Origin of the sequence: Halomarina oriensis, assembly GCF_009791395.1 — an archaeon.
Lineage (GTDB): Archaea > Halobacteriota > Halobacteria > Halobacteriales > Haloarculaceae > Halomarina > Halomarina oriensis.
The window spans coordinates 408,074-427,342 of the sequence record NZ_WSZK01000015.1 but is presented as its reverse complement, the minus strand read 5'-3'; the positions used below and the strand labels follow the sequence as shown (position 1 = coordinate 427,342).

At 67.7% G+C, this 19,269-nt stretch carries 17 protein-coding genes and 1 tRNA gene; 14 read left to right on the top strand and 4 right to left on the bottom strand.

The window, feature by feature from the left end; genetic code table 11:
• Window positions 1-84: 84 nt before the first annotated feature.
• Entirely contained in the window at window positions 85-1,269 is a 1,185-nt protein-coding gene (locus GQS65_RS08675) for an MFS transporter (protein WP_368279982.1), read from the bottom strand.
• 219 nt (window positions 1,270-1,488) lie between these two features.
• On the opposite strand from GQS65_RS08675, the gene GQS65_RS08670 reads away from it, so the two are divergent.
• The 5 genes from GQS65_RS08670 (at window position 1,489) to GQS65_RS08650 (ending at window position 7,698) form a co-directional block, all read left to right on the top strand.
• Window positions 1,489-2,799 carry a hemolysin family protein gene (locus GQS65_RS08670; protein WP_158204229.1) on the top strand — a complete coding sequence of 437 codons (1,311 nt, stop codon included), beginning with the start codon at window positions 1,489-1,491 and terminating at the stop codon, window positions 2,797-2,799.
• Window positions 2,800-3,020: 221 nt separating this feature from the next.
• Entirely contained in the window at window positions 3,021-4,136 is a 1,116-nt protein-coding gene (locus GQS65_RS08665) for a hypothetical protein (RefSeq protein WP_158204228.1), read from the top strand.
• Window positions 4,136-5,890 (top strand): GMC family oxidoreductase N-terminal domain-containing protein, encoded by a 1,755-nt coding sequence (locus tag GQS65_RS08660; RefSeq protein WP_158204227.1) that lies wholly within the window; start codon window positions 4,136-4,138, stop codon window positions 5,888-5,890. The genes GQS65_RS08665 and GQS65_RS08660 overlap by 1 nt, the downstream gene beginning before the upstream one ends.
• Window positions 5,891-5,973: 83 nt before the next feature.
• Window positions 5,974-6,369 (top strand): hypothetical protein, encoded by a 396-nt coding sequence (locus GQS65_RS08655; protein ID WP_158204226.1) that lies wholly within the window; start codon window positions 5,974-5,976, stop codon window positions 6,367-6,369.
• Between the two features lie 66 nt (window positions 6,370-6,435).
• Window positions 6,436-7,698, top strand: coding sequence for a S8 family peptidase (locus GQS65_RS08650; RefSeq protein ID WP_158204225.1), 1,263 nt, complete (start codon window positions 6,436-6,438; stop codon window positions 7,696-7,698).
• A 79-nt stretch (window positions 7,699-7,777) separates the two neighbouring features.
• Here GQS65_RS08650 and GQS65_RS08645 read toward each other — a convergent pair whose 3' ends face one another.
• On the bottom strand, window positions 7,778-9,520 hold the full coding sequence (locus tag GQS65_RS08645; protein WP_199268428.1) for a hypothetical protein: 1,743 nt from the start codon (window positions 9,518-9,520) through the stop codon (window positions 7,778-7,780).
• On the bottom strand, window positions 9,513-10,304 hold the full coding sequence (locus GQS65_RS08640) for an ABC transporter ATP-binding protein (RefSeq protein WP_158204224.1): 792 nt from the start codon (window positions 10,302-10,304) through the stop codon (window positions 9,513-9,515). Before GQS65_RS08640 ends, GQS65_RS08645 begins: the two co-directional genes overlap by 8 nt.
• Before the next feature lie 220 nt (window positions 10,305-10,524).
• Between GQS65_RS08640 and GQS65_RS08635 the strand changes: the two genes are divergently transcribed.
• From GQS65_RS08635 to GQS65_RS08615, 6 genes are all read left to right on the top strand, one after another.
• The gene (locus GQS65_RS08635; protein ID WP_158204223.1) at window positions 10,525-10,803 is read left to right on the top strand and encodes a hypothetical protein; all 279 of its coding nucleotides are present in this window, start codon (window positions 10,525-10,527) and stop codon (window positions 10,801-10,803) included.
• Between the two features lie 84 nt (window positions 10,804-10,887).
• The gene (locus GQS65_RS21890) at window positions 10,888-11,016 is read left to right on the top strand and encodes a hypothetical protein (protein ID WP_267902898.1); all 129 of its coding nucleotides are present in this window, start codon (window positions 10,888-10,890) and stop codon (window positions 11,014-11,016) included.
• Between the two features lie 632 nt (window positions 11,017-11,648).
• Entirely contained in the window at window positions 11,649-12,671 is a 1,023-nt protein-coding gene (locus GQS65_RS08630) for an MsnO8 family LLM class oxidoreductase (protein WP_368279980.1), read from the top strand.
• 119 nt (window positions 12,672-12,790) lie between these two features.
• Entirely contained in the window at window positions 12,791-13,804 is a 1,014-nt protein-coding gene (locus GQS65_RS08625) for a DHH family phosphoesterase (protein ID WP_158204222.1), read from the top strand.
• A gap of 128 nt (window positions 13,805-13,932) precedes the next feature.
• Complete coding sequence (locus GQS65_RS08620) at window positions 13,933-14,670, top strand: DUF7504 family protein (RefSeq protein ID WP_158204221.1); 738 nt, start codon at window positions 13,933-13,935, stop codon at window positions 14,668-14,670.
• 30 nt (window positions 14,671-14,700) lie between these two features.
• Complete coding sequence (locus tag GQS65_RS08615) at window positions 14,701-16,806, top strand: hypothetical protein (RefSeq protein WP_158204220.1); 2,106 nt, start codon at window positions 14,701-14,703, stop codon at window positions 16,804-16,806.
• Window positions 16,807-16,814: 8 nt separating this feature from the next.
• On the opposite strand, the gene GQS65_RS08610 is transcribed toward GQS65_RS08615, so the two are convergent.
• On the bottom strand, window positions 16,815-16,952 hold the full coding sequence (locus tag GQS65_RS08610; protein ID WP_158204219.1) for a hypothetical protein: 138 nt from the start codon (window positions 16,950-16,952) through the stop codon (window positions 16,815-16,817).
• An 838-nt stretch (window positions 16,953-17,790) separates the two neighbouring features.
• Between GQS65_RS08610 and GQS65_RS08605 the strand changes: the two genes are divergently transcribed.
• The 3 genes from GQS65_RS08605 to GQS65_RS08595 all read left to right on the top strand — a co-directional run bounded on the left by GQS65_RS08605 (window position 17,791) and on the right by GQS65_RS08595 (window position 19,243).
• Window positions 17,791-17,862, top strand: a tRNA-His gene (locus tag GQS65_RS08605).
• A 383-nt stretch (window positions 17,863-18,245) separates the two neighbouring features.
• On the top strand, window positions 18,246-18,929 hold the full coding sequence (locus tag GQS65_RS08600; protein WP_158204218.1) for a hypothetical protein: 684 nt from the start codon (window positions 18,246-18,248) through the stop codon (window positions 18,927-18,929).
• Between the two features lie 68 nt (window positions 18,930-18,997).
• Window positions 18,998-19,243, top strand: a complete 246-nt coding sequence (locus GQS65_RS08595) for a hypothetical protein (RefSeq protein WP_158204217.1) — start codon at window positions 18,998-19,000, stop codon at window positions 19,241-19,243.
• Window positions 19,244-19,269: the final 26 nt, after the last annotated feature.

Here is a 19,269-nt window from a genome sequence, read left to right as displayed (position 1 = left end):
ACGGACTCGCGGAGCGTGGGTACCCGCTCGGCCTGCCCGTGCAACGGCCGCCGACGGACGGCGTCGCGTCGCCCGGCCGTCCGCTCAGGCCTGCCGTCTGACCGCGAGGAGCAACAGCGTCGCCGCGAGCGTCGTCGCCGCCAGCAACCCCCACGCGAGGTCGTAGCCGCTCGTCTCGACCAGCAGGCCGAACAGCGGCGGGGCGAGGAGGCCGCCGACGTTGATGGCGGTCTGGCCGCCCGCCGTCGCACCGCCGATGTCACCGTCGTCGACGAGGTCGGAGAGACAGGAGTAGAACACGCCCGTCGAGCCGTGAATCGACAGACCGAGACCGACGAACAGGACGACGACGACGGGGAACGACCAGTCGCCGACGGCGATGGTCGTGAACAGGGCGACGGCGAGCGCCATCTGCCCGAGGGCGACGGTCGCGGCCCCCGTCGCCCCGCCGAGGCGGTCGGCGAGGCTACCCGCACCGATACGGCCGGCGCTCCCGGTCACCTGCGTCAGTGCGAGCACCGCCCCGCCGACGGCGGCGCTCTGCCCGACCGCGTCCTGGACGTAGAGGACGGTGTAGCCGAGCATCGAGAAGATGGACGCGCCGACGAACAGGCCCGCGAGAACGAGCAGGACGTACGCCCGGTTCGCCCACAACCCCGAGAGGTCCGGGAGCGCGAGCGACCCGTTGCCCGGCGACCCGTCGTAGAGGACGGCGAAGCTCAGCGCGTAGCCACCGGCGAGCGCCGCGACGACCCAGAACCCCAGTTTCCAGACGGCGACGGCGGCGATGCCCGTGACGAGCAGCGAGGCGACGGCGCTCCCGGCGGTGACGCCGACCTGCTTGAGTCCCATCGCCAGTCCCTGCCGACCGGGCGGGGCGCTGACGACGATGGCGCGATTCGAGGCCGGCATCGCCGTCGAGTACGCCGCCCCGAGCAGGCAGCCAGCGCCCAGCAACAGGGGGTACGACGGGGCGAGCGAGACACCGACCGCGGCGACGGCGAGCGCTATCAGTCCGACGACCATCGTCCGCTTCTCGCCGAACCCGTCGACGGCCGCGCCGCTCGGGAACAGCCCGACGGTGTAGCCGAGTAGCGCGGCGGTCAGGAAGACGCCCACGAGCGTCTCGCTCAGCGAGAACACGTCGCGGATGACGCCCGTCGCCGCGAAGATGGTGTAGTAACAGAGACTCGCGGCGGCCTGCCAGCCGGCGACCGTCGCCACCGACCGCCAGTTCCGCGACGCGTCCCCTGCCGACTCGAATGCCACTACTCCCCGTTCGGGCCGTCTCCGGCGTAAGCGTAGCGAGTCCGGCGGCTGGTTCCGCTACCGATGGAAACGGACGGTCGGCGGTCGTCGAACAGTGGCAACGTCGAGGCGGGACACGCCGGCGGTACGGTTTTACCGTGGAGGCGGATACTGCCACCGTATGTTCCGTTCTCGCCTCGCGTCGACCCGTTCACGACCGTCACGTCCGACACGCTCACGATGCAGATAGACCTCGTCTCGGCGGGCGGCCGCATCGCACTCGCGTTGTTCCTCGTCGTCCTCAACGGCTTTTTCGTCGCCGCGGAGTTCGCGCTGGTCCGCCTGCGCTCGACCACCGTCGACAGGATGGCCGAGGAAGGGGGACGGTCGGCGGGTCTCGTCAAGGAGGCCACCGACAACCTCGACGACTACCTCGCGGTCTGTCAGCTGGGTATCACGCTGGCCTCGCTCGGGCTGGGGTGGGCCGGCGAACCCGCCATCGCGGCGCTCATCGACCCGATTCTCGGCGAGTACCTCCCCGACTCCTCGGTCCACACCGTGAGCGTCGCCATCGGCTTCGGCATCATCACGTTCCTGCACGTCGTCTACGGCGAACTCGCACCGAAGACGCTCGCCATCCAGGAGGCCGAACGCATCTCGCTGCTCGTCGCGCCGCCGATGAAGTTCTTCTACTACCTCTTCATGCCGGGTATCATCGTTTTCAACGGCATCGCGAACCTCTCGACGCGACTCGTCGGCGTCTCCTCCGCCTCGGAGAGCGACGAGACCCACACCGAAGAGGAGATCCTCGCCATCCTCGCCGAGTCGGGCGCGGCCGGAGAGGTCGACAGCGAGGAGGTGTTGATGATCCGTGGCGTGTTCGACCTCGACGACACGCCGGTTCGTGAGATAATGCGTCCGCGCCCCGACGTGACGAGCGTCCCGGTCGACACGCCGTTGCCGAAGCTTCGGACGATGGTCGTCGCCGCCGACTTCACCCGGTTTCCCGTGGTCGAGGACGACGGCGACCAGGTCGTCGGCTTCGTCGACGTGAAGGACATCCTCCGCATCGGCGAGTCGTTCGACGGCGACGACGAGACGGTCACCGCCGGCGACCTCGCGCGTGACATCGTCGTCGTCCCCGAGACGCTGTTCGTCGACGAACTGCTCGAGGAGTTCCAGCGCGAACAGCGCCAGATGGCCGCCGTCATCGACGAGTGGGGGACGTTCGAGGGTCTCGTCACCGTCGAGGACGTCGTCGAGGAGATCGTCGGCGACATCCGCGACCAGTTCGACATCCGCACCGAGGAACCCGCCATCGAAGAGCGGAGCGACGGCACCTACGCCATCGACGGCGGCGTCTCGCTCACCGAGGTCAACGAGGCGCTCGGCACCCAGTTCGAGAGCGAAGGGTTCGAGACCATCGGCGGGTTGGTCCTCGACGAGTTGGGTCGTGCGCCCGAACCCGAGGACACGGTGACCGTCGACGGTCGCCAGTTGCAGGTCGTCGAGGTCGACGGGACGCGCATCCGGAAGGTCGTCGTCACGTAGTCGGCCGCCGACCGGCGACCGCGTCGGTGTCGTCGTCGTCCGTTCACCCCGAGCGACGACTCCGGCCGCCTGCTAGGTTAGTAACTCCACTTCAAAAGTGAAACTAAGTCTGAATACAATAATTATTAGGGGAAATCCTTAATGAACGATAGTACCGGGTTGTGGGCACGGTTGGCACGCTGTTGGGGCAACCGTGTTCGAACTCGACAACAGCGACTGCTATGGACGACAAACTCGACTCAGTCACACGGCGGAACGTGGTGAAAGGCATCGGGGGACTCGCGGCGCTCTCGATGTCCAACGCGACGTTCGGCCAGGCACAGGCGGCGATGGATGCACCGCTCGAAAGCGACCCGCACACCGCGGACACCTATCGGTCCATCGTGGACGCTATCGTCCCACGAACCCCCGAACTGGAGGCCGAACTCGGCCCCGAACACGTCCCCGGCGGGTTGGACATCGAACTGGAGAAGTTCCTCATCTGGGACTTCAACCACTTCCAGGAGATTCGTGCGGAGATGGTCTCGGAGAAACTCGACCCGGCCCACCCGCTCATGCCTCGGGCGATGTTCGAGGTGGAGTACGACCTGCCGCTGCTCGGGTCGACACTCGACGGCGTCCTCGACCTCACGGACCTCGGTCTGCTCGACCTGCTCGACCTGGGTCTCGACGCCGACGAACTGGAGGACGAACTCACGTTCGGTTCGGTCGAACGCTTCGAGGTGTCGGTCTCGGACCTCGACGCGGACACCGCCGAGTTCGACGTGGTGGTCGAGACGGCGAACGAGTCGACCCACCGCGTCCTCCAGAACTACCCCTACGCGCCGGTGTTCACGCTCGTCTTCGACATCGTCGCCGCGGAGTTCATCGTCCGGGGGAACAACGAGGACCCCCTCTCCGCGAACGAGCAGTTCCCCGGCGGCGGCACGTTCACCAAACTCTCTCGTGAGGACCGACTGCGCTGTCTCTGGACCATCGTCGACGGGAGCGTCGTCGACGACCTGGACGAACTGCTCTCGCCGTTCGTCCCCGACCTCGGCATCCTGAAGTACGTCGTGATGGCGGTCAACGGTCTCCACGGCTTCGGCTACTACACCGAGTGGGGTGGCTACGGGACGACCAAGACCGACACGCCGACCGAGCGCGAACTGCAGACCCCTGCCGGCGAGGTCCAGAGTCGCCGACAGAGCGGCTACCCCGGACCGGCCGACGGCTACGCGGCCAACTGGCGACACGCCGTTCCGGGTGGGTTCGCGGACCCGGACGCGGAGAACCTCGACCTCCCCGACGACCTGACCGGTGACGACGTCATCGACGGCCTCGGAGGTGGTCGGTGATGCGTGACCCGGACGTCGTCGTCGTCGGTGCGGGTGCGGACGGTCCCGCCACGGCCTCGCGTCTCGCCCGCGAACACGGACTGGACGTACTCATCCTCGAAGGCGGTCCGTGGCACGGCAACAGCAAGTGGCCGAAACCACACGCGGACTCGGGCGGGACGGTCAGTACGGACCCCGACGACCTCGACGGGAAACTGCTCGACGAGCAGTTCACCCACCGCGAGGCCGACGCCAACGACCCCACGTGGGGCTACCTCCGCGTCGGCCCCTCGGACCACTCGCGTGCGCCGTGGTTCCGCAACCTCCACCAGAACGCGTTCATCTGGCAGGTCGGTGCGGTCGGTGGCACCTCGCTGCACTACTTCTCGAACCACCCGCGAGCGTACCCCTACGCCATCGACGAGCAGCCACACTGGCCCATCTCCTACGAGGACCTCGTCCCGTACTTCCAGCTCAACGAGGAGGTGACGTTCACCCAGCAAGCGCCCATGACTGCCAAGGAGGAGGTGTTCATCGAGGGGGCGAAAGGTGCGGGCTACGACCGTATCGACACGAAGAACGTCACGTCGACGGGGTGGCGGCCACAGGCCAACGCCGTCGAGGTGCCGGGCCGCGAGACGTCGACCGGTCAACCGCTCGACGCCGACTACGACGGGTCGTTCAGCTACGACGACGGCTTCCGCGGCGACACGCTCGTCGGCGACCACTTCCAGGGGTCGTCGACGCCCGTCGACGCACCCGTCCGCGACAAGGCTCGCAAGTCGAGCAACGTCAGTTGGGTGCCCCGAGCGCTCGACACCAACACCGAACCGGAGTCGGGCAACGTCGCCATCCGTCCGAACGCCTTCGTCACCGACATCCACACGGAGGAGGGTGCGGGGACGATGGAGGCGACGGGTGTCACGTTCCGTGACTCGTGGTCCGGGCAGTCCCAGCGCGTCTCGGCGGACACCGTCGTCCTCGCCGGTGGCTGTATCGAGACGCCACGGCTCTGGCTCAACGCCGGACTCCCCGACGACGGCTGGGTCGGCAAGGGCCTCACCACCCACTGGTTCGACTGGGTCGTCGGCGTCTACGACGACGACGCCGTCGCCGCCATCAACCCCGAGGAAGAACACATGGACCCGTACGTCGGGCAGAACTCCGCGGTCCGGTTCGACAAACCCGGCGTCGGTGGGATGGAGGACATCGGCATGTCGCCCGGCCTCGTCTCCTACGCCGACTACCTGTTCACCGAGGCGGGCTACAGCTTCGACACGCCGACCGACCCGGACGAACCGTGGGACACCCGCGGCTACCTCGTCGGCGAGGAACTCAAGCGGAAGATGTCGAACTACCGCCAGACGAAGGCGCTGCTCATCCTCACCGACGACCTGCCCCGGCAGGACAACGGCGTCTCGCTGGACACCACGTTCAGCGACGAACACGGCGCGGTGCCGAAGGTGAAGTGGGAACCGCACCCGGACGACGACGCCAAGCGCGACGAACTCGCGCGTATCGCGGCCCGTATCCACCGTGAGGCGGGGGCGTCGCACGTCCACCGTGCGGAGTGGCCGCCGCTCCTCTTGCACATGCAGTCGTCGATGCGGATGGGGAAGGTGCTCGACGCGAACGCCGAGGCGAAGAACGTCTCGCGGCTGTTCGTCGCCGACCACTCCGCGATGGCCAACGGCATCGGCGGCCCGAACCCGACGAACACCGGGCAGGCACTCGCGCTCCGGACGGCCGACCGAATCGGCGACATCTACTTCTGAACGGCTCGGTTCCGGGCTAACCGCTCGGACTCCCCGTTCGTCTCGGGGAAACACACATTACACCACAGACATATCTCCGGAGTATGCCCTCGTGGTTCTCGTTCAAGCGGTTCGCCGTCGCCCTCCTCGTCGTCGGCGTCTGCACCGCCCTCGGGATACAGTTCGTCCCGCTGGTCGGTGCGTTCGTCGGCACGCTCCTCGGCGGGTTCGTCGCCGGCCTCGCCTTCGAGCAGCGCCCGCTGCTGGAGTCGGGACTCGCCGGCCTGTTCGCCGGGATGGGCGTCCTGTTCGTCTCGAAGCTAATCGGTGGCAGCATCGTCGACGCCATCCTCGGCCTCATCGCCCTCCAGCCACAACTGCTCGTGATGGCGGCGGCGCTCAGTCTCACCACGGGGATGCTCGGCGCGCACTTCGGCAACGACCTCAGGGACGGCCTCACCCGCCCCGTCGACGAGTCCGGCAACCGGTCGGACGTCTGACCGCGCCGGCCCCGCGACACTCGTCCCCGTTCGAACACTTATCACGGATGACTGACAAGCACAGGTATGTCGAATCCGGAGTGGTCCCGCCGGGACGTGCTGAAGACCGTCGGGGTCGGTGCGGTCGGCCTCGGGGTCGGTGCGGTCGCCCTCGACCGGATGGACCGGTACATCGTCGGGGCACGTGACGCCGACGCCACCCTCGCCGCCGCGTCCGTCTCCGACACCCGCGAGGAGCGTATCGACCTCTCGAAGTACACCGGTCTGACGCTCGTCGTCGGCGCGTACTCGAAGGCGACGCGCCAGTCGCTGTTCTCCCGCGAGGACGTCGCGTTCGTCCACCCCGACCACGAACTGTCGTACGTCGATGCGCCGGCGAGCGAGACGCCACCCGCCAGCGACCAGCAGAGCGGCGAGGACCAGCAGCCGAGCGACCAGGTGCTCCCGTGGGGTATCGACCGCGTGGACGCCGACGTGGCTCACGCCGAGGGTGCGACGGGGGAGGGCGTCCACGTCGGTATCGTCGACGGTGGTATCACCGCGAGTCACCCGGACCTCGAAGCCAACCTCGCGGACCCGAGCGTCGAGGGGAACCACAGGGCGTGGGTCGAGTGTTCGGGCGACGACTGCGAGCATCCGTGGTCGGACGACGGCGACCACGGCACGCACGTCGCGGGCACCGTCGCGGCCACCGAGGGCGACAGCGGCGTCGTCGGCGTCGCCCCCGAGGCGACCCTCCACGCGCTGAAGGTGTGTGGCGGCGCGGGTGGCTGTCGTACCTCCGACATCGCCGGTGCGATTCGCTACGCGGCCGACCAGGGCTGGGACGTGGTGAACCTGAGTCTCGGCGGCCCCTCGGAGTCGCCGGCGCTGCAGGCCGCCGGGGAGTACGCCCGCGACTCGGGAGTCGTCCTCGTCGCCGCGGCCGGGAACGCCGGTCGACCCGACTCGGTGGGCTACCCCGCGGCCTACGACGAGTTCGTCGCCGTCTCCGCGACGACCATCGACGACGGCATCGCGTCGTTCTCCTCGACCGGTCCCGAGGTGGACGTCGCCGCACCCGGCGAGAGCGTCTGTTCGGCCGTCGTCGACGGCCACGACGTCCTCGACGGTACCTCGATGGCCTCGCCGCACGTCGCCGGTGGGGTCGCCCAACTGCTCGCCGCGGGGACCTCCCCTGAAGAGGTCCGTGACCGACTGCTCGACAGCGCGGAGGACATCGGGAACGCCGAGGACGAGCAGGGTGCGGGCCTCCTCGATGTGGCCGCCGCCCTCGACTACGACTCCGACGACGACGGGACGGGCGACGGGACGGGCTGTCCGGCCTGACTCACACCGTTCCGGGTCGGTCGCTCGACCGGAAGCGAGCGGTCCCCGTCCGGGAGCCACCGGACGTGCTCGTTCGCACTCAGTGGACCTCGTAGCGGTCGAACCGCCGGACCGCCCGTCCGAGTGCTGCTCGGGCCACGAGCAGGCCACCGAGGACCAGCAGCGCACCGACGCCGACTCGGAACGCCGGTAGCGGCAGGCCCAGAATCGTCTCCCCGACGCCCGTCAGTGTCGCCGCGAGCGCGGCCACCTCGCCGCCGCGGGCGACCAGCGAGAGGAGGAGTGCGGGGACGTAGCCGACGCCCGAGAGGACCAGTCGAACCAGTTCGGGAGCGACGACGAGGCCGACGAGCGCCGCGCCGGGCACCCAGACCAGCGCGACGTGGAGTGCGCCGGCGAGCAGTCGCGGTGGGCGGACGCCGTCGCTGTTCCCGATACGGATGGCGCTGAACCGTGGGAACCACATCCCGACGAGCGGGGCGAGCGCCGCGCCGACGACGGTGAGAAAGCAGGCGACGAGCGTCAGCGCCAGTGCGACGGGCGGACCGTGACCCCCACCGACCGCGGCGACGAGCGTGAGCACGGCGACGACGGGGAGAAACAGCAGGCTCGGGGCGACGAGTCCCCGGACGAAGGCGCGCCCGGACACCGCGGTCAGCGTCGACGGGAGGACGGCCCCCTCGTCGCCGAACGGGTTGAGGCCGAACGCCGCCCCGACGGCCCACGCCGCGAGGACGGCGGTGACCGGTCCGAGTACCGCCAGCGAGACGCTTCCCTGGAGGAGGAGGTTCCCCAGGGCGGAGCCACCGCCGAACACCGGAATCATGAGGAAGTTCAGGCGCTGTGGCTCGCGGCGGGCGCGGAGCAGCGTCCACTCGGTGACGGCCCGCGTCGGCCCCGATACGACCGGGACACCGAGCGGACCGACGGCGCGTTCGAGTGCGCGGCGGTCGGTCGCCGGGCGGGTCGGTGGCCCGTCGTCGGTGTCGGTGACGTCGACCGGTTCGCCGAACCAGAGCGACGTGGCGATGCGCTCGGCCAGCCAGCCACCGCCGAGGAGGACCGTGGTGGCGGTGGCCACCCCACCCACTGCGTGGCCCGGCGACCAGCCGACGGGTGTGCCGACGGCGACGAGGTCGACGAGCCAGCCCACCGGGAGGACGCCGAGGAGGGCCGGACTCACCGAAACCGGAAGCTGTGGCACCTGCAACAGCGTGTAGCCGCCGAAGAAGGCGACGACGACGCCGATGCCGAGCGCGGTCTTGTGTCGCGCGACCCACGGTACGGTGGCGACGAGCCACGCCGCGGTGTACCCCAGCACTCGCCCGGCGGTGACGGCGCTGGCGACGAACAGGCCGCCGACCAGCGGAACGACGAACAGGCTCACCGGCGCGGAGAACGCGTAGGCTGTGGCGACGGCGACCAGCAGGCCGACCGGGAGCGCGTAGGTCAGCGCCCGCAGGCTCTCGGCGAGGACGCCACCGACGACGGCGGTTCGGGGCGACACCGTCGTCAGGACGAACGCGTCGGCGACGGGCTCCCGGTGGGCGGCCGTCGTCCGCTGGGCGAGCATGAACGTCCCGAACAGCCAGAACAGCGCGAACGACCCGCGTGCGGACCGACCGAGCGCGAAGTCGACGTCGCTGCCGCGCAGTTCCGGGACGAACAGCACCGCCAGTCCCGCCAGCAGCAGCGTCGGGAACAGCACCCCGCCGGCCAGCAGGACCAGTCGGCCCGTGTCCTCACGCATCGCGCGGGCGGACCGCCGGAAGTCGAACCAGCCCATCCGGAGGGCGTGGCCGAGCCACCCCGCCTCAGCCATCGCGCTGCTCCGTGGCGACCGCTCGGCCGTCCGCGTCGACGTCCACGCGCTCCTCGTCGGTCGTGAGTTCGAGGAAGGCGTCTTCCAGCGAGCGGGTCTCGCCGGTCTCGGCACGCTGTTCGAGTTCACCGGGTGTGCCCTCGGCGACCAGTTCGCCGTCGTAGAGGATACCGACGGTGTCGGCCACCTCCTCGACGACCGGGAGGATGTGCGTCGAGAGGAACACCGTCGTCCCGTCGTCGGCGAGTTCGGCGACAAGGCTCCGGAGCGTCCGGGCGGCCCGCGGGTCGAGCCCCGAGGTGGGTTCGTCGAGGAAGACGACGCTCGGGTCGTGGAGCACCGCCTGGACGAACGCCACCTTCTGGCGCATCCCCTTCGAGTAGTCGCTGATCCGTGTGCTGGCGTCCTCGGGTGGGAGGTCGAGGCGGTCGAGCAGGCTGTCGACGCGCTCCTTGGCGACCGTCGGGTCGAGGTCACGCAGGCCGGCGGCGTACTCCAACTGCTCGTAGGCCGTCGCGTGGTCGTACAGTGGCGGTTCCTCGGGGAGGTAGCCGATGTGCGGGCGGAGGGCGTCCCGGTCGGTGACGTCGGCACCCCCGACCGTCCCCCGGCCCCGCGTGGGGCGGGTCAGGCCCGTCAGCATCCGCATGGTCGTCGTCTTCCCGGCCCCGTTCGGCCCGAGAAAGCCGAAGACGGTCCCGGTGTCGACGGTCAGGTTCAGCGTCTCGACGGCGACGGTGTCGCCGAATCGTTTGGTCAGGTCCGTCGTCTCGATGGAGGGCATCTATCGTAGCACGCGTGCTGGTGGCTACTCTAAACTAACGGGTCCCCGGCGAGCGTCGGCTCTCGCCCGTCGGGGCCGGAGGGACGGCTACGTGGCCGAGGACGACTCGATCGACGACGACCGTCGACCGAATCGACCGCGTGACTGTCTCCGGAGTCTCTCACTCTCCTCGTCGTGTCACCACGTTTTTGTCACTCTACAACGACTATCCGTCACTGCTATGGCCCTGGCAGCGTCGGTGACGGACGTCGAACCGAACCTCTACTGGCGGACCCAGCGGTTCGTCGACCGTACGACCGGACGCTCGGCCGAAGCCATCCGTATCGTCCAGCAACTGACGACGGACTTCGGCGAGTTCGTCGTGCTGGCCGTCCGGACCACCGACGAGCGCTACTGGGCGGTCTCCGACCCGAGCGGGTTCGGTCTCTACCGACGCTCGGAGTACGACAGAGCCAACGGCGCGCTCTCGGCACATCTCGACGCGGTCCGGGGTGGATGACCTCGACGGACGCCGCGTCTCCCCCGTCGGGTCGAACGGTCAGACGATCGGTACGTTTGTCCCCGTCGGCACACGAGCGGAGGTATGGCTCCCGAGGTTCCTCTCACTCGTCGGTCCCTCCTCGCCAGCGGCGTCTGTCTCGGTGCCGGACTCGTCGGTGTCGAGCAGTTCCGCCCCGCGAAACGCCGAGCGACCCGTCGCTTCGACTCCTGACGTGCGGCCCACGACTCCCCGTTCGCGGGCGTGCTCACACAGTGGGCGGCCGACCCGATTCGGGGGGTCACGTCGGTGTCAGCGTCGGCGGTGACCCTCCCGGTTCTGTCGGACCGGACGAGTGTGGTTCTCGGCTCACCCGGCCCGGACTCTCCGGTCGTGACACCCCACTGTACTCTCCTCGGCGGAGACCACATCGTCACGCCGTCAGTACTAACGTTTATTCCGGACCAAGCAAAGAGCCACGCACACTGGCTGCCGTTACGGCGCCAGTGTTGCTTGAGACATGTCGGGGCGACGACGGGATCGCGGACGGTCTGTAACGACCGTCTCACCGTCCCGCTTTTCGGGAGGCCAGTGTGCGTGTCACGTTCGGTAGATGACGCTGTGGTAAATGCTTTCTGCAGGTACTCTCCACTCCTCGCCGAACTCTCCCGACGAACGATGTCACCGGTCGAACCGTTCGCTCACTCCGGTGACTTCGACCCGAACCGGTCGACGGTATCTCTCACGGTCGGGGTGTCCGGTGACGCCGCCCGAGGAGGGCCGTCTCGGGGTCCGGTCGGCACGGGAAGCGTCGTGGTCGCTCGCGCTAACCAAACCGTTACCCCTCACAGTCCCCGAGCAGTGGTGTGAATCTCTCCGCGGTCGACCTCTCGCCCGTTCCCGACGGCGGGAACGCCACCGACGCGTTCGCAGCCACCGTCGAGGCCGCCCGGCACGCCGAGCGACTCGGGTTCTCGCGCTTCTGGGTCGCCGAACACCACGGGATGACCGACTCCATCGCCGGCACGACCCCGGAGGTCCTGCTCGGCTACCTGGCCGCCGAGACCGACGAGATCAGACTCGGCTCCGGAGCGGTGTTGCTGAACCACTACAGTCCGTTCAAGGTCGCCGAGCAGTTCGGCACGCTCGACGCCCTCGCACCGGGTCGCATCGACGCGGGGCTAGGTCGAGCCAACAACTCGCCGGCGGCCGACCGCGCCCTCGGGACGAGTCGGCGCGTCGAGAACCCCGACGAGGACCACGCCGAGAAGCTCGAAGCCGTCGTCAACCACCTCCACGGCGGCTTCCCCGACGACCATCCGTACAGCGAACTGGGTATTCCACGTTCGAACCGGGAGCCACCGGTCCCGTGGGCGCTCGGATCGAGTCCGTCCAGCGCGGCCATCGCGGGCGAACTGGGGCTGCCGTACTGCTTCGCGGCGTTCATCCGTCCACGGCTCGCGGTTCGCTCGTTCGAGCAGTACCGCGAGCGGTTCGCGGCGTCTCGGTCGGTCGGTGGCGTCGACGAACCCCGGGGCATCGTCGCGCTGAACGCCGTCTGTGCGGAGACCGACCACGAGGCCGCACGGCTCCGTGCCGTCGCCGAAGCGACCTACCAGCGGATGCGACGTGGCGTCGTCGGCACGCGACCCTCCATCGAGGAGGCCGTCGACGAACTCGGTGGCGTCCCCGACCCGACGCCCGCGACGCTCGACGACGACGAGTGGCCGCGTGCGATTTCGGGTAGTCCGGAGACGCTCGCCGGGTTGCTCGACCAACTCTCCGAGCGAACCGGCGTCGGCGAGGTGATGATTCAGCACGTCACCGGGACGCACGAGCAGGCGCTCCGGTCGCACGAACTGCTGGCGGAGGGCGTCGGGCTCACCTGACGTCCGCCCCGTTCCGAACGGCAGATACGAGGGCGGACAGGTCCGAGTGGACCGGTTCGGGTCGGAGTGTTCGGGTAGATAGACCCTTACGAGTGGTCTCCTATCGGCTACAGTAACCGATGACTGGGCCAGAATCACTGCAGTCCATGCTCGCGGACGGCGACGAACTCACCATCGTCTGTCACAACAACCCGGACCCCGACTGTCTCGCGAGTGCGTTCGCGCTCGGTCGAATCGCCGCGAACGCCGGCATCGACGAGCGGCGCATCCTCTACAGCGGCGACATCTCCCATCAGCAGAACCGTGCGTTCATCAACCTCCTCGAGATGAACCTCAGGGCGTTCGACGCCGACGCGGTGGTCGACCGGTCGTCGGACTCGCTGGTCGCGTTCGTCGACCACTCCACCCCCGGCGCGAACAACGAGGTCCCCGAGGGGACGCCAATCGACATCGTCATCGACCACCACCCCGCCGACGACGTCGCCGCCCGATTCGTCGACCACCGCGAGTCCATCGGTGCGACCGCGACCATCCTCACCGAGTACGTCCGCGAACTGGACCTCCCGGTCCAGACGTCGCTCGCAACGGCGCTCCTGTTCGCGGTTCGCAGGGAGACGCTGGGCTTCCTCCGTGGTGCGACCGAAGCCGAGTACGCCGCGGCGGGGCACCTCCACTCGCTGGCCGACCGTGACCTCCTCCGAACGCTCGCGACACCGTCGGTCAGTGGAGCGACCGTCGACGCCATCGCGGAGGCCATCCGGACCCGTGACGTTCGAGGCTCCGTCCTCATCTCGCACGTCGGACGGACGAGTGAACGCGACGCCCTCCCGCAGGCGGCGGACTACCTCGCGACCCTCGAAGGGATTCAGACGGCCGTCGTCTTCGGCATCATCGACGACTCCATCCACATGAGTGCGCGTTCGACGGACCCTCGCATCCACGTCGGGTCACTGCTCCGAGAGGCGTTCTCGAACGTCGGCAGCGCCGGTGGCCACCGAGAGATGGCTGGCGGCGAGGTTCCACTCGGCGTGTTCGCGAGCTACGAAGACAAGGACCGACTGGTCTCGATGGTCGCGCAGGTCATCACCGACCGCCTCGTCGCTGCGCTCAACCTCTCCGAGGACCGTGGGTGACCCCCGGCGCCTGACTCGCCGGGCCACTTCCACGTCGTCTCGCTCGCCAGTCGGAACGCCGGCCACTGCCGAACGCCGACCGCTTCGTAGTGCGGTGATTTATATTGGTTGAAAAGGATTACTCTCCAATGACTAATCGGTCGCCGTCGGACTCGGGTGAGCGCCCCCGCGGTCCGCGGCGGTTCCAGGACCTCCTCGCGGAACACAAGCGGCAGGGCTGTCGGATTCTGGTCACGGGTGCCGTCGACCGGTCGGTCGTGGCGCTCCAGAACCGGTTGCTTCTCGGCCCGGAAGCGGCCGGCCGCGAACGGACCCTCGCAGTCGTCGACGTCGGCGACACGCGAGTGGCCGAACACGTCCCCGAGGCCGCCGCTGCGGACGGCGGAACGCGTCTCGTCCGATACCGGAGCGTCCGAGACGGTTCGACGGCCGCCTCGTCGGGTAGCGCGTCGACGAACGTGGCCGTATCCGGAGAGACCGACGCGGTGTTCGAACGCGAGCGGACACCACTCGTCGACCTCCGGGCCGCACTCGTCGACGTCGTCGCCGCCCACCGTGAACGCGCCGACGGCGTTCGACCGGCCGCACTGCGCGTCGGTGTCGTGACACTCCGGCCACTCCTCGACGAACACCCCCGTCCAGCGGTCCGACGGTTCGTCCGAATCGTCGGTGACGAGGTCGCTCGCTCCCGAGGATACGCACACTTCCTGCTCCCGATTCCGTCGTCGGACCCACTGGTCGATGCACTGTTACCAACCGTCGATATACATATCCGACTGCGTGACCGACCGGAGAGCGAACCGGAACAGTCGTGGCACCTCCTCGACCACGGTGAGACCTCGGGATGGCTCCCGCTCGACCGCTGAGGCCGACGCTGTTCCGACACCGACGTACGCATGACACCGTCTGGCCCCTCGATCGCTGCGGTCGAGACGCCCACTGGTATTCGCCTCGCGGACCCCGCCGAGGGCGTCGACCTCGTCGTCCGCACCGACCGACCGGTCTCGCCACGAGCGGTGTCGGTCGAGCGGTTCGCGTTTCCGGTCGAGACGGCGGTCGACGTCGTGTGTCACGAACTCGTTCTGCCGATACTGTGTGAACTGTACGTCCGCACGACGGAGGGGGAACTCCTCGAAGCGGCGACCAACCGCGAGGCGGTCACGATGCCCGACGGCGAGTATCTCGTGCAGATCGAATCCCTCGGGGTGAAGTGTTACTGTCGCGTCGACGGCCCGATCGAATCGACCGTCGACGACGGCCACCGCATCGTCCGACTGCCGGGTGGCGGCGTTCAGATCGGGCTTCGGTCCCTCCACACTCGTCCGCAGGCGACCGTCCACACGAGCGAGCGTCCCCGAGACCTGATGCGAGCCGTCTCGTGTTTCGGGTCGGCGCTCAAGACCACCTCCCCCGAACGCGCCTGGCCGTCGCTGCGCGGGTGCCCGCCGCTCGTCGACGTCGAACCGGGCCCGTTCAGCGCCCCCGAGGGGCTGGAGCGGCGTGACACACCCGTCCACATCGAGGTCCCGGTCGAGTACGGCCACGTCTTCTCGGTCGCATCCTTGGCGTACTATCTGAACGCACAGGTTCGTCCGGGACCGAAGCCGGCGCTAGTCGCGGATGGAACTGAGCACGCCCTGACGCATCCCGACGGGATGAGTACCGGCGTCCAGCGAACGCTCGAACGGCTGTTCCTGTTCGACTGCGTCACACGGACGGAAGGGCTGTTCCCGGTCGACCTCCACGAGCGGCGGGTGCTCGAACGACGTGTCGACGTCGACTTCCCGGCGCTGTACGACCGCTCGCTCCCCGAGCAGGTCGACGCCGCCCTCGCAGTGCCGTGGGAGGACGTCGCCGACCTCGTCCCGACGTGGAAGCTGACCGCCGACGTCGCGCCGGACCCACAGCACGCACCGTACCTCCCGTTCGCGGCGCACGACCTCGCACACGTCCGACCCATCACGACCACTCCGAGCGAGCCAGCTAGCATCGCCACGGAAATCGGCAACAGCGTCGCGGATTTCTACCGGGCCGACGGTGCGGGTCCGCCGACGAACGTCCAGCCGTTCCGGCCGGACGAGGACCTCGTCCCCCGACGGGTGAGCGCTCCCCCGGTCGACAGTCTGGAACACGCCTGGCTCGGCGACGGTGTCCCGGTCGGTGCGTCGATTCCGACCGCCGACGCCTCCCTCCGCCAACTCGACGCCGTCGGCAACGGGCCGACACGGGTGCAGGTCATCGCCAACGCCCCCGAGATGACCGAAGAGCGTTCCGTGGGCGAACTGTACGGCGTCCGCGAACTCGTCGAGATGGACGTCACGATTCACGAGGAGCAGACCGTCGCGGAGACGCGTGCGCTGCTCGAAGCGAACCACGACCTGCTCCACTACATCGGTCACGCGACGTCGGACGGACTGGCGTGCGCGGACGGGCATCTCGACGTTCGGACGCTCGACTCGTTCGGTGGGCGAGCGTTCGTCCTCAACGCGTGCCAGTCGTACGTTCAGGGCCGTGCGCTCGTCGATGCGGGGGCGACCGGTGGCGTCGTGACACTGGAGGAGGTGGCGAACGACCCCGCAACGATGGTCGGGTTACAGATCGCTCGATTGCTGAACAGCGGGTTCTCGCTGGCCGCGGCGTTGGCCGTCATCGGTCGAGAGACCATCACGGGGCGGCAGTACGTCATCGTCGGGTCGGGTAACGCGCGTCTCACGAGCACGAAAAGCGGGGCAGCAAACCGACTCGATATCGAACGGACCGGCCCCGACTCGTTCGAGGTGGGATACTTCGCCTATCCAACGTCACAGTGGCCGGTCGGCTCGATGGTGACACCGTATCTCGCAGACAATACCACACGGCATCTGGGGTCGGGGCACCTCACCACCTTGACCGCCTCGACGGATGAACTCGATGAACTGCTGACGATGAGTGAACGAGTGCCAGTAACGGTCAATGGGACGCTTTCTTGGAGCGAGTCCGTCTCTGCCGACCTCATCGAATGATCTCGCTCTTACGGGCCAGTGGTACCGCCGCTGTTCGCTAGCGACGCCGTCATAGAGTCGTCACGCAGTGTGAGCAGCGCGAACAGGTTGCCGATCATGCTTGGGTTCTGTGCGAACGCCTCGGACGCCGATTGGGTATCGGACATACTCCACACTTGTCTGCGTTTTTACAAAAATTTATCTGAAACAATATAACACGTGTGGGTTGCAACAATCTCCGGACGGTGGTCGTGAACGCGGAGACTGGTGCTGACCCTGCTTTAGCTGTTCACCAGCGAGGAACTGGACACTCACCGGCCGCCGAGATGGGTGTGACTCGCCGGTCCTATCGCCGAACAGAACACCGGCCCGAGCGGGCAGAAAAGACCCGCCGGGCCGACTGTTCTAAATGGTCCCCGCTGACGCTTCGGCCCTCCAGACGAAGCGTCGTCTAATCGTAGTGGCTCATTCGACATAAAGTCTCTCGCCTGCACACGAGCGGTCCGTTCGAACGGGCTTCGACGGACCCCGGTTCGACGAGGGTGGAGGACTCGATCTACCGGTCTCGCCTCCTTCACTATCGAGCAAACCACCATCGGCGGGACGCTCACGGGTCTGTCACGGTCGTCGACTCCACGGAGTTGGTCGACCTCTTCGCGTTCGCTCCTGCTGTCGTCTGGGGGTTCTCCGGACTCGGTGTGCGTGCCCGGCCGGGTAGTCGGCCGGAGTTTGCCGAACCCCCCGTGAACGCCCTCGTCGTGAACTCGCTCTACCACCGCGCGTTCGGCCCGACTTCTCGGCCGAACTCGACGATGGAGTCGCCGGTCGTGGTGTCACCTCTCGGTCGACTGCTCGCCATCGAGTGCCTCCGACCGACCCGAGTCGAGTAGCCGGTCGCCGCTCTCCCGACTGCTTCTCTCTTCGTATTTCCCGCGCAACCGAGTGGCACGCCCAACCCCGAGTCGTAACGTATTCAAAGGGACGCCGGATACTAGCGGATGCGCGTCCGGGTTGGGGTAGTGGTCATCCTTCAGCCTTGTGGAGGCTGAGACGCGGGTTCGATTCTCGCACCCGGACCTCCTGTCGTGAACACGTTCGTGAGCGACGGGTGTCCACAGAAAATCGAATCTGGGAGCGACCGCAGCGACCGCAGCGAGCGACCACGGGCGATTCTCGCACCCGGTCTCAGTATTCTCATCCGACTTTTCAGAGACGAACCCTCGGAAACCGTGGTTCGTCTACTTCCCTCGCGCGGTGTCGATCCGAAGCCTCTCACCGCGTTGGATCGACAGTTTCCCGGCCGCTGACTCCACCCGTGGTTCCGAGCTTCTACCGCTCGGGACGCTGCTACAGAGACCGCTCCGGAAGCCCCGGAGGCGGACTCCCGGATTTATCCCCGAAGTCCACGAACCATCGGTCGTTCGGAAGTGACTTCTCCCGGTTGCGAGTGCCCGTCCACTATGAGTATCCGGTTGGCGATCGACGACCTCGACGCCGAGTTTCAGACGACACCGCTCGATTTCACGGTGGAGGCCGCGCTCCAAGCCCGACTACTCACGCTCCTTCGAAGACGGATGGGTGAGTCGATTCGAGCGCGTGGAGGCTACGATCTGGGCGACGTGACCGGCTACAAACGGAAGTATCTCGATCGAATCGCTGCTCCCCACGAGATCAGCAACGTCCAGGCCGAGGTCAACTTCGGAACGTCCGGTGTGGGGAACACGAGCCTCGACGTGGCCGTCTTGGATCCCGAGGCGAGTTCGGAGTACGCCGGCCTCGACTGCGTCCCCGAGAGCGACGAACCGGTGCTCACGGTCCGACTCGTCGACGGGAGCAAGTACTTTCCGGCGGGAGCAATCGAACACGCGATAGAGCTCAAATACATCAAGAACGTCGACGTTGCCGGTGCGGCGTTCGAGAACCCGGATATCGACGAGTGGCCACACTTCTCCGCGGACCTGCGGAAACTCGGTGCGCTCGACGGGGCGGACTCTCGGCATCTCGTCGTCGTGACGAACAAGAACCCGTTCCAGCAGGGTGAAACGGACGACCGAAGCACCGAGAAGGCTCGACAGCGATTCGATCTCGTCAGGGAGGAGTGCCGGCGTAGCTCTATCGAACTCACCGAGATCCACCCTCGATGAGCGGTCGCTGAACGACGTGTGGCGGTGAGTTGATACGGATCCGTCGAGATGACGAGGAGAGTGAGACGATGGACCCCGACGACCTGACGCCGAGACTGCGTGCGCTCAGTGAGCGATGGGAAGTCATCACCGAGCGCCCTGGATCGCCTCGCTCGACGATGAACGTCGTCGAATACGGCCTCGGAAAGCGACGGCGAGCCGAGGTCTACGTGAATCGGCTGTTGCGGTATCTGCTCGACCCCGAGGAGCCACACGGTATGGATACGGAGTTCCTCGATGCGTCGTTCGACGAGTCTCTCGCCGCGTACGAGTAGAACCTCCGGTCGAGACGAGGTCTGGT

What these genes read in the sequence shown, in the direction of transcription:
- GQS65_RS08640 (WP_158204224.1), bottom strand. Translation starts at nt 10,304, where the DNA reads ATGCCCTCCATCGAGACGACGGACCTGACCAAACGATTCGGCGACACC.
- GQS65_RS21890 (WP_267902898.1), top strand. Translation starts at nt 10,888, where the DNA reads ATGGCTCCCGAGGTTCCTCTCACTCGTCGGTCCCTCCTCGCCAGCGGC.
- GQS65_RS08660 (WP_158204227.1), top strand. Translation starts at nt 4,136, where the DNA reads ATGCGTGACCCGGACGTCGTCGTCGTCGGTGCGGGTGCGGACGGTCCC.
- GQS65_RS08600 (WP_158204218.1), top strand. Translation starts at nt 18,246, where the DNA reads ATGAGTATCCGGTTGGCGATCGACGACCTCGACGCCGAGTTTCAGACG.
- GQS65_RS08670 (WP_158204229.1), top strand. Translation starts at nt 1,489, where the DNA reads ATGCAGATAGACCTCGTCTCGGCGGGCGGCCGCATCGCACTCGCGTTG.
- GQS65_RS08655 (WP_158204226.1), top strand. Translation starts at nt 5,974, where the DNA reads ATGCCCTCGTGGTTCTCGTTCAAGCGGTTCGCCGTCGCCCTCCTCGTC.
- GQS65_RS08625 (WP_158204222.1), top strand. Translation starts at nt 12,791, where the DNA reads ATGACTGGGCCAGAATCACTGCAGTCCATGCTCGCGGACGGCGACGAA.
- GQS65_RS08610 (WP_158204219.1), bottom strand. Translation starts at nt 16,952, where the DNA reads ATGTCCGATACCCAATCGGCGTCCGAGGCGTTCGCACAGAACCCAAGC.
- GQS65_RS08650 (WP_158204225.1), top strand. Translation starts at nt 6,436, where the DNA reads ATGTCGAATCCGGAGTGGTCCCGCCGGGACGTGCTGAAGACCGTCGGG.
- GQS65_RS08665 (WP_158204228.1), top strand. Translation starts at nt 3,021, where the DNA reads ATGGACGACAAACTCGACTCAGTCACACGGCGGAACGTGGTGAAAGGC.
- GQS65_RS08635 (WP_158204223.1), top strand. Translation starts at nt 10,525, where the DNA reads ATGGCCCTGGCAGCGTCGGTGACGGACGTCGAACCGAACCTCTACTGG.
- GQS65_RS08645 (WP_199268428.1), bottom strand. Translation starts at nt 9,520, where the DNA reads ATGGCTGAGGCGGGGTGGCTCGGCCACGCCCTCCGGATGGGCTGGTTC.
- GQS65_RS08615 (WP_158204220.1), top strand. Translation starts at nt 14,701, where the DNA reads ATGACACCGTCTGGCCCCTCGATCGCTGCGGTCGAGACGCCCACTGGT.
- GQS65_RS08595 (WP_158204217.1), top strand. Translation starts at nt 18,998, where the DNA reads ATGGACCCCGACGACCTGACGCCGAGACTGCGTGCGCTCAGTGAGCGA.
- GQS65_RS08620 (WP_158204221.1), top strand. Translation starts at nt 13,933, where the DNA reads ATGACTAATCGGTCGCCGTCGGACTCGGGTGAGCGCCCCCGCGGTCCG.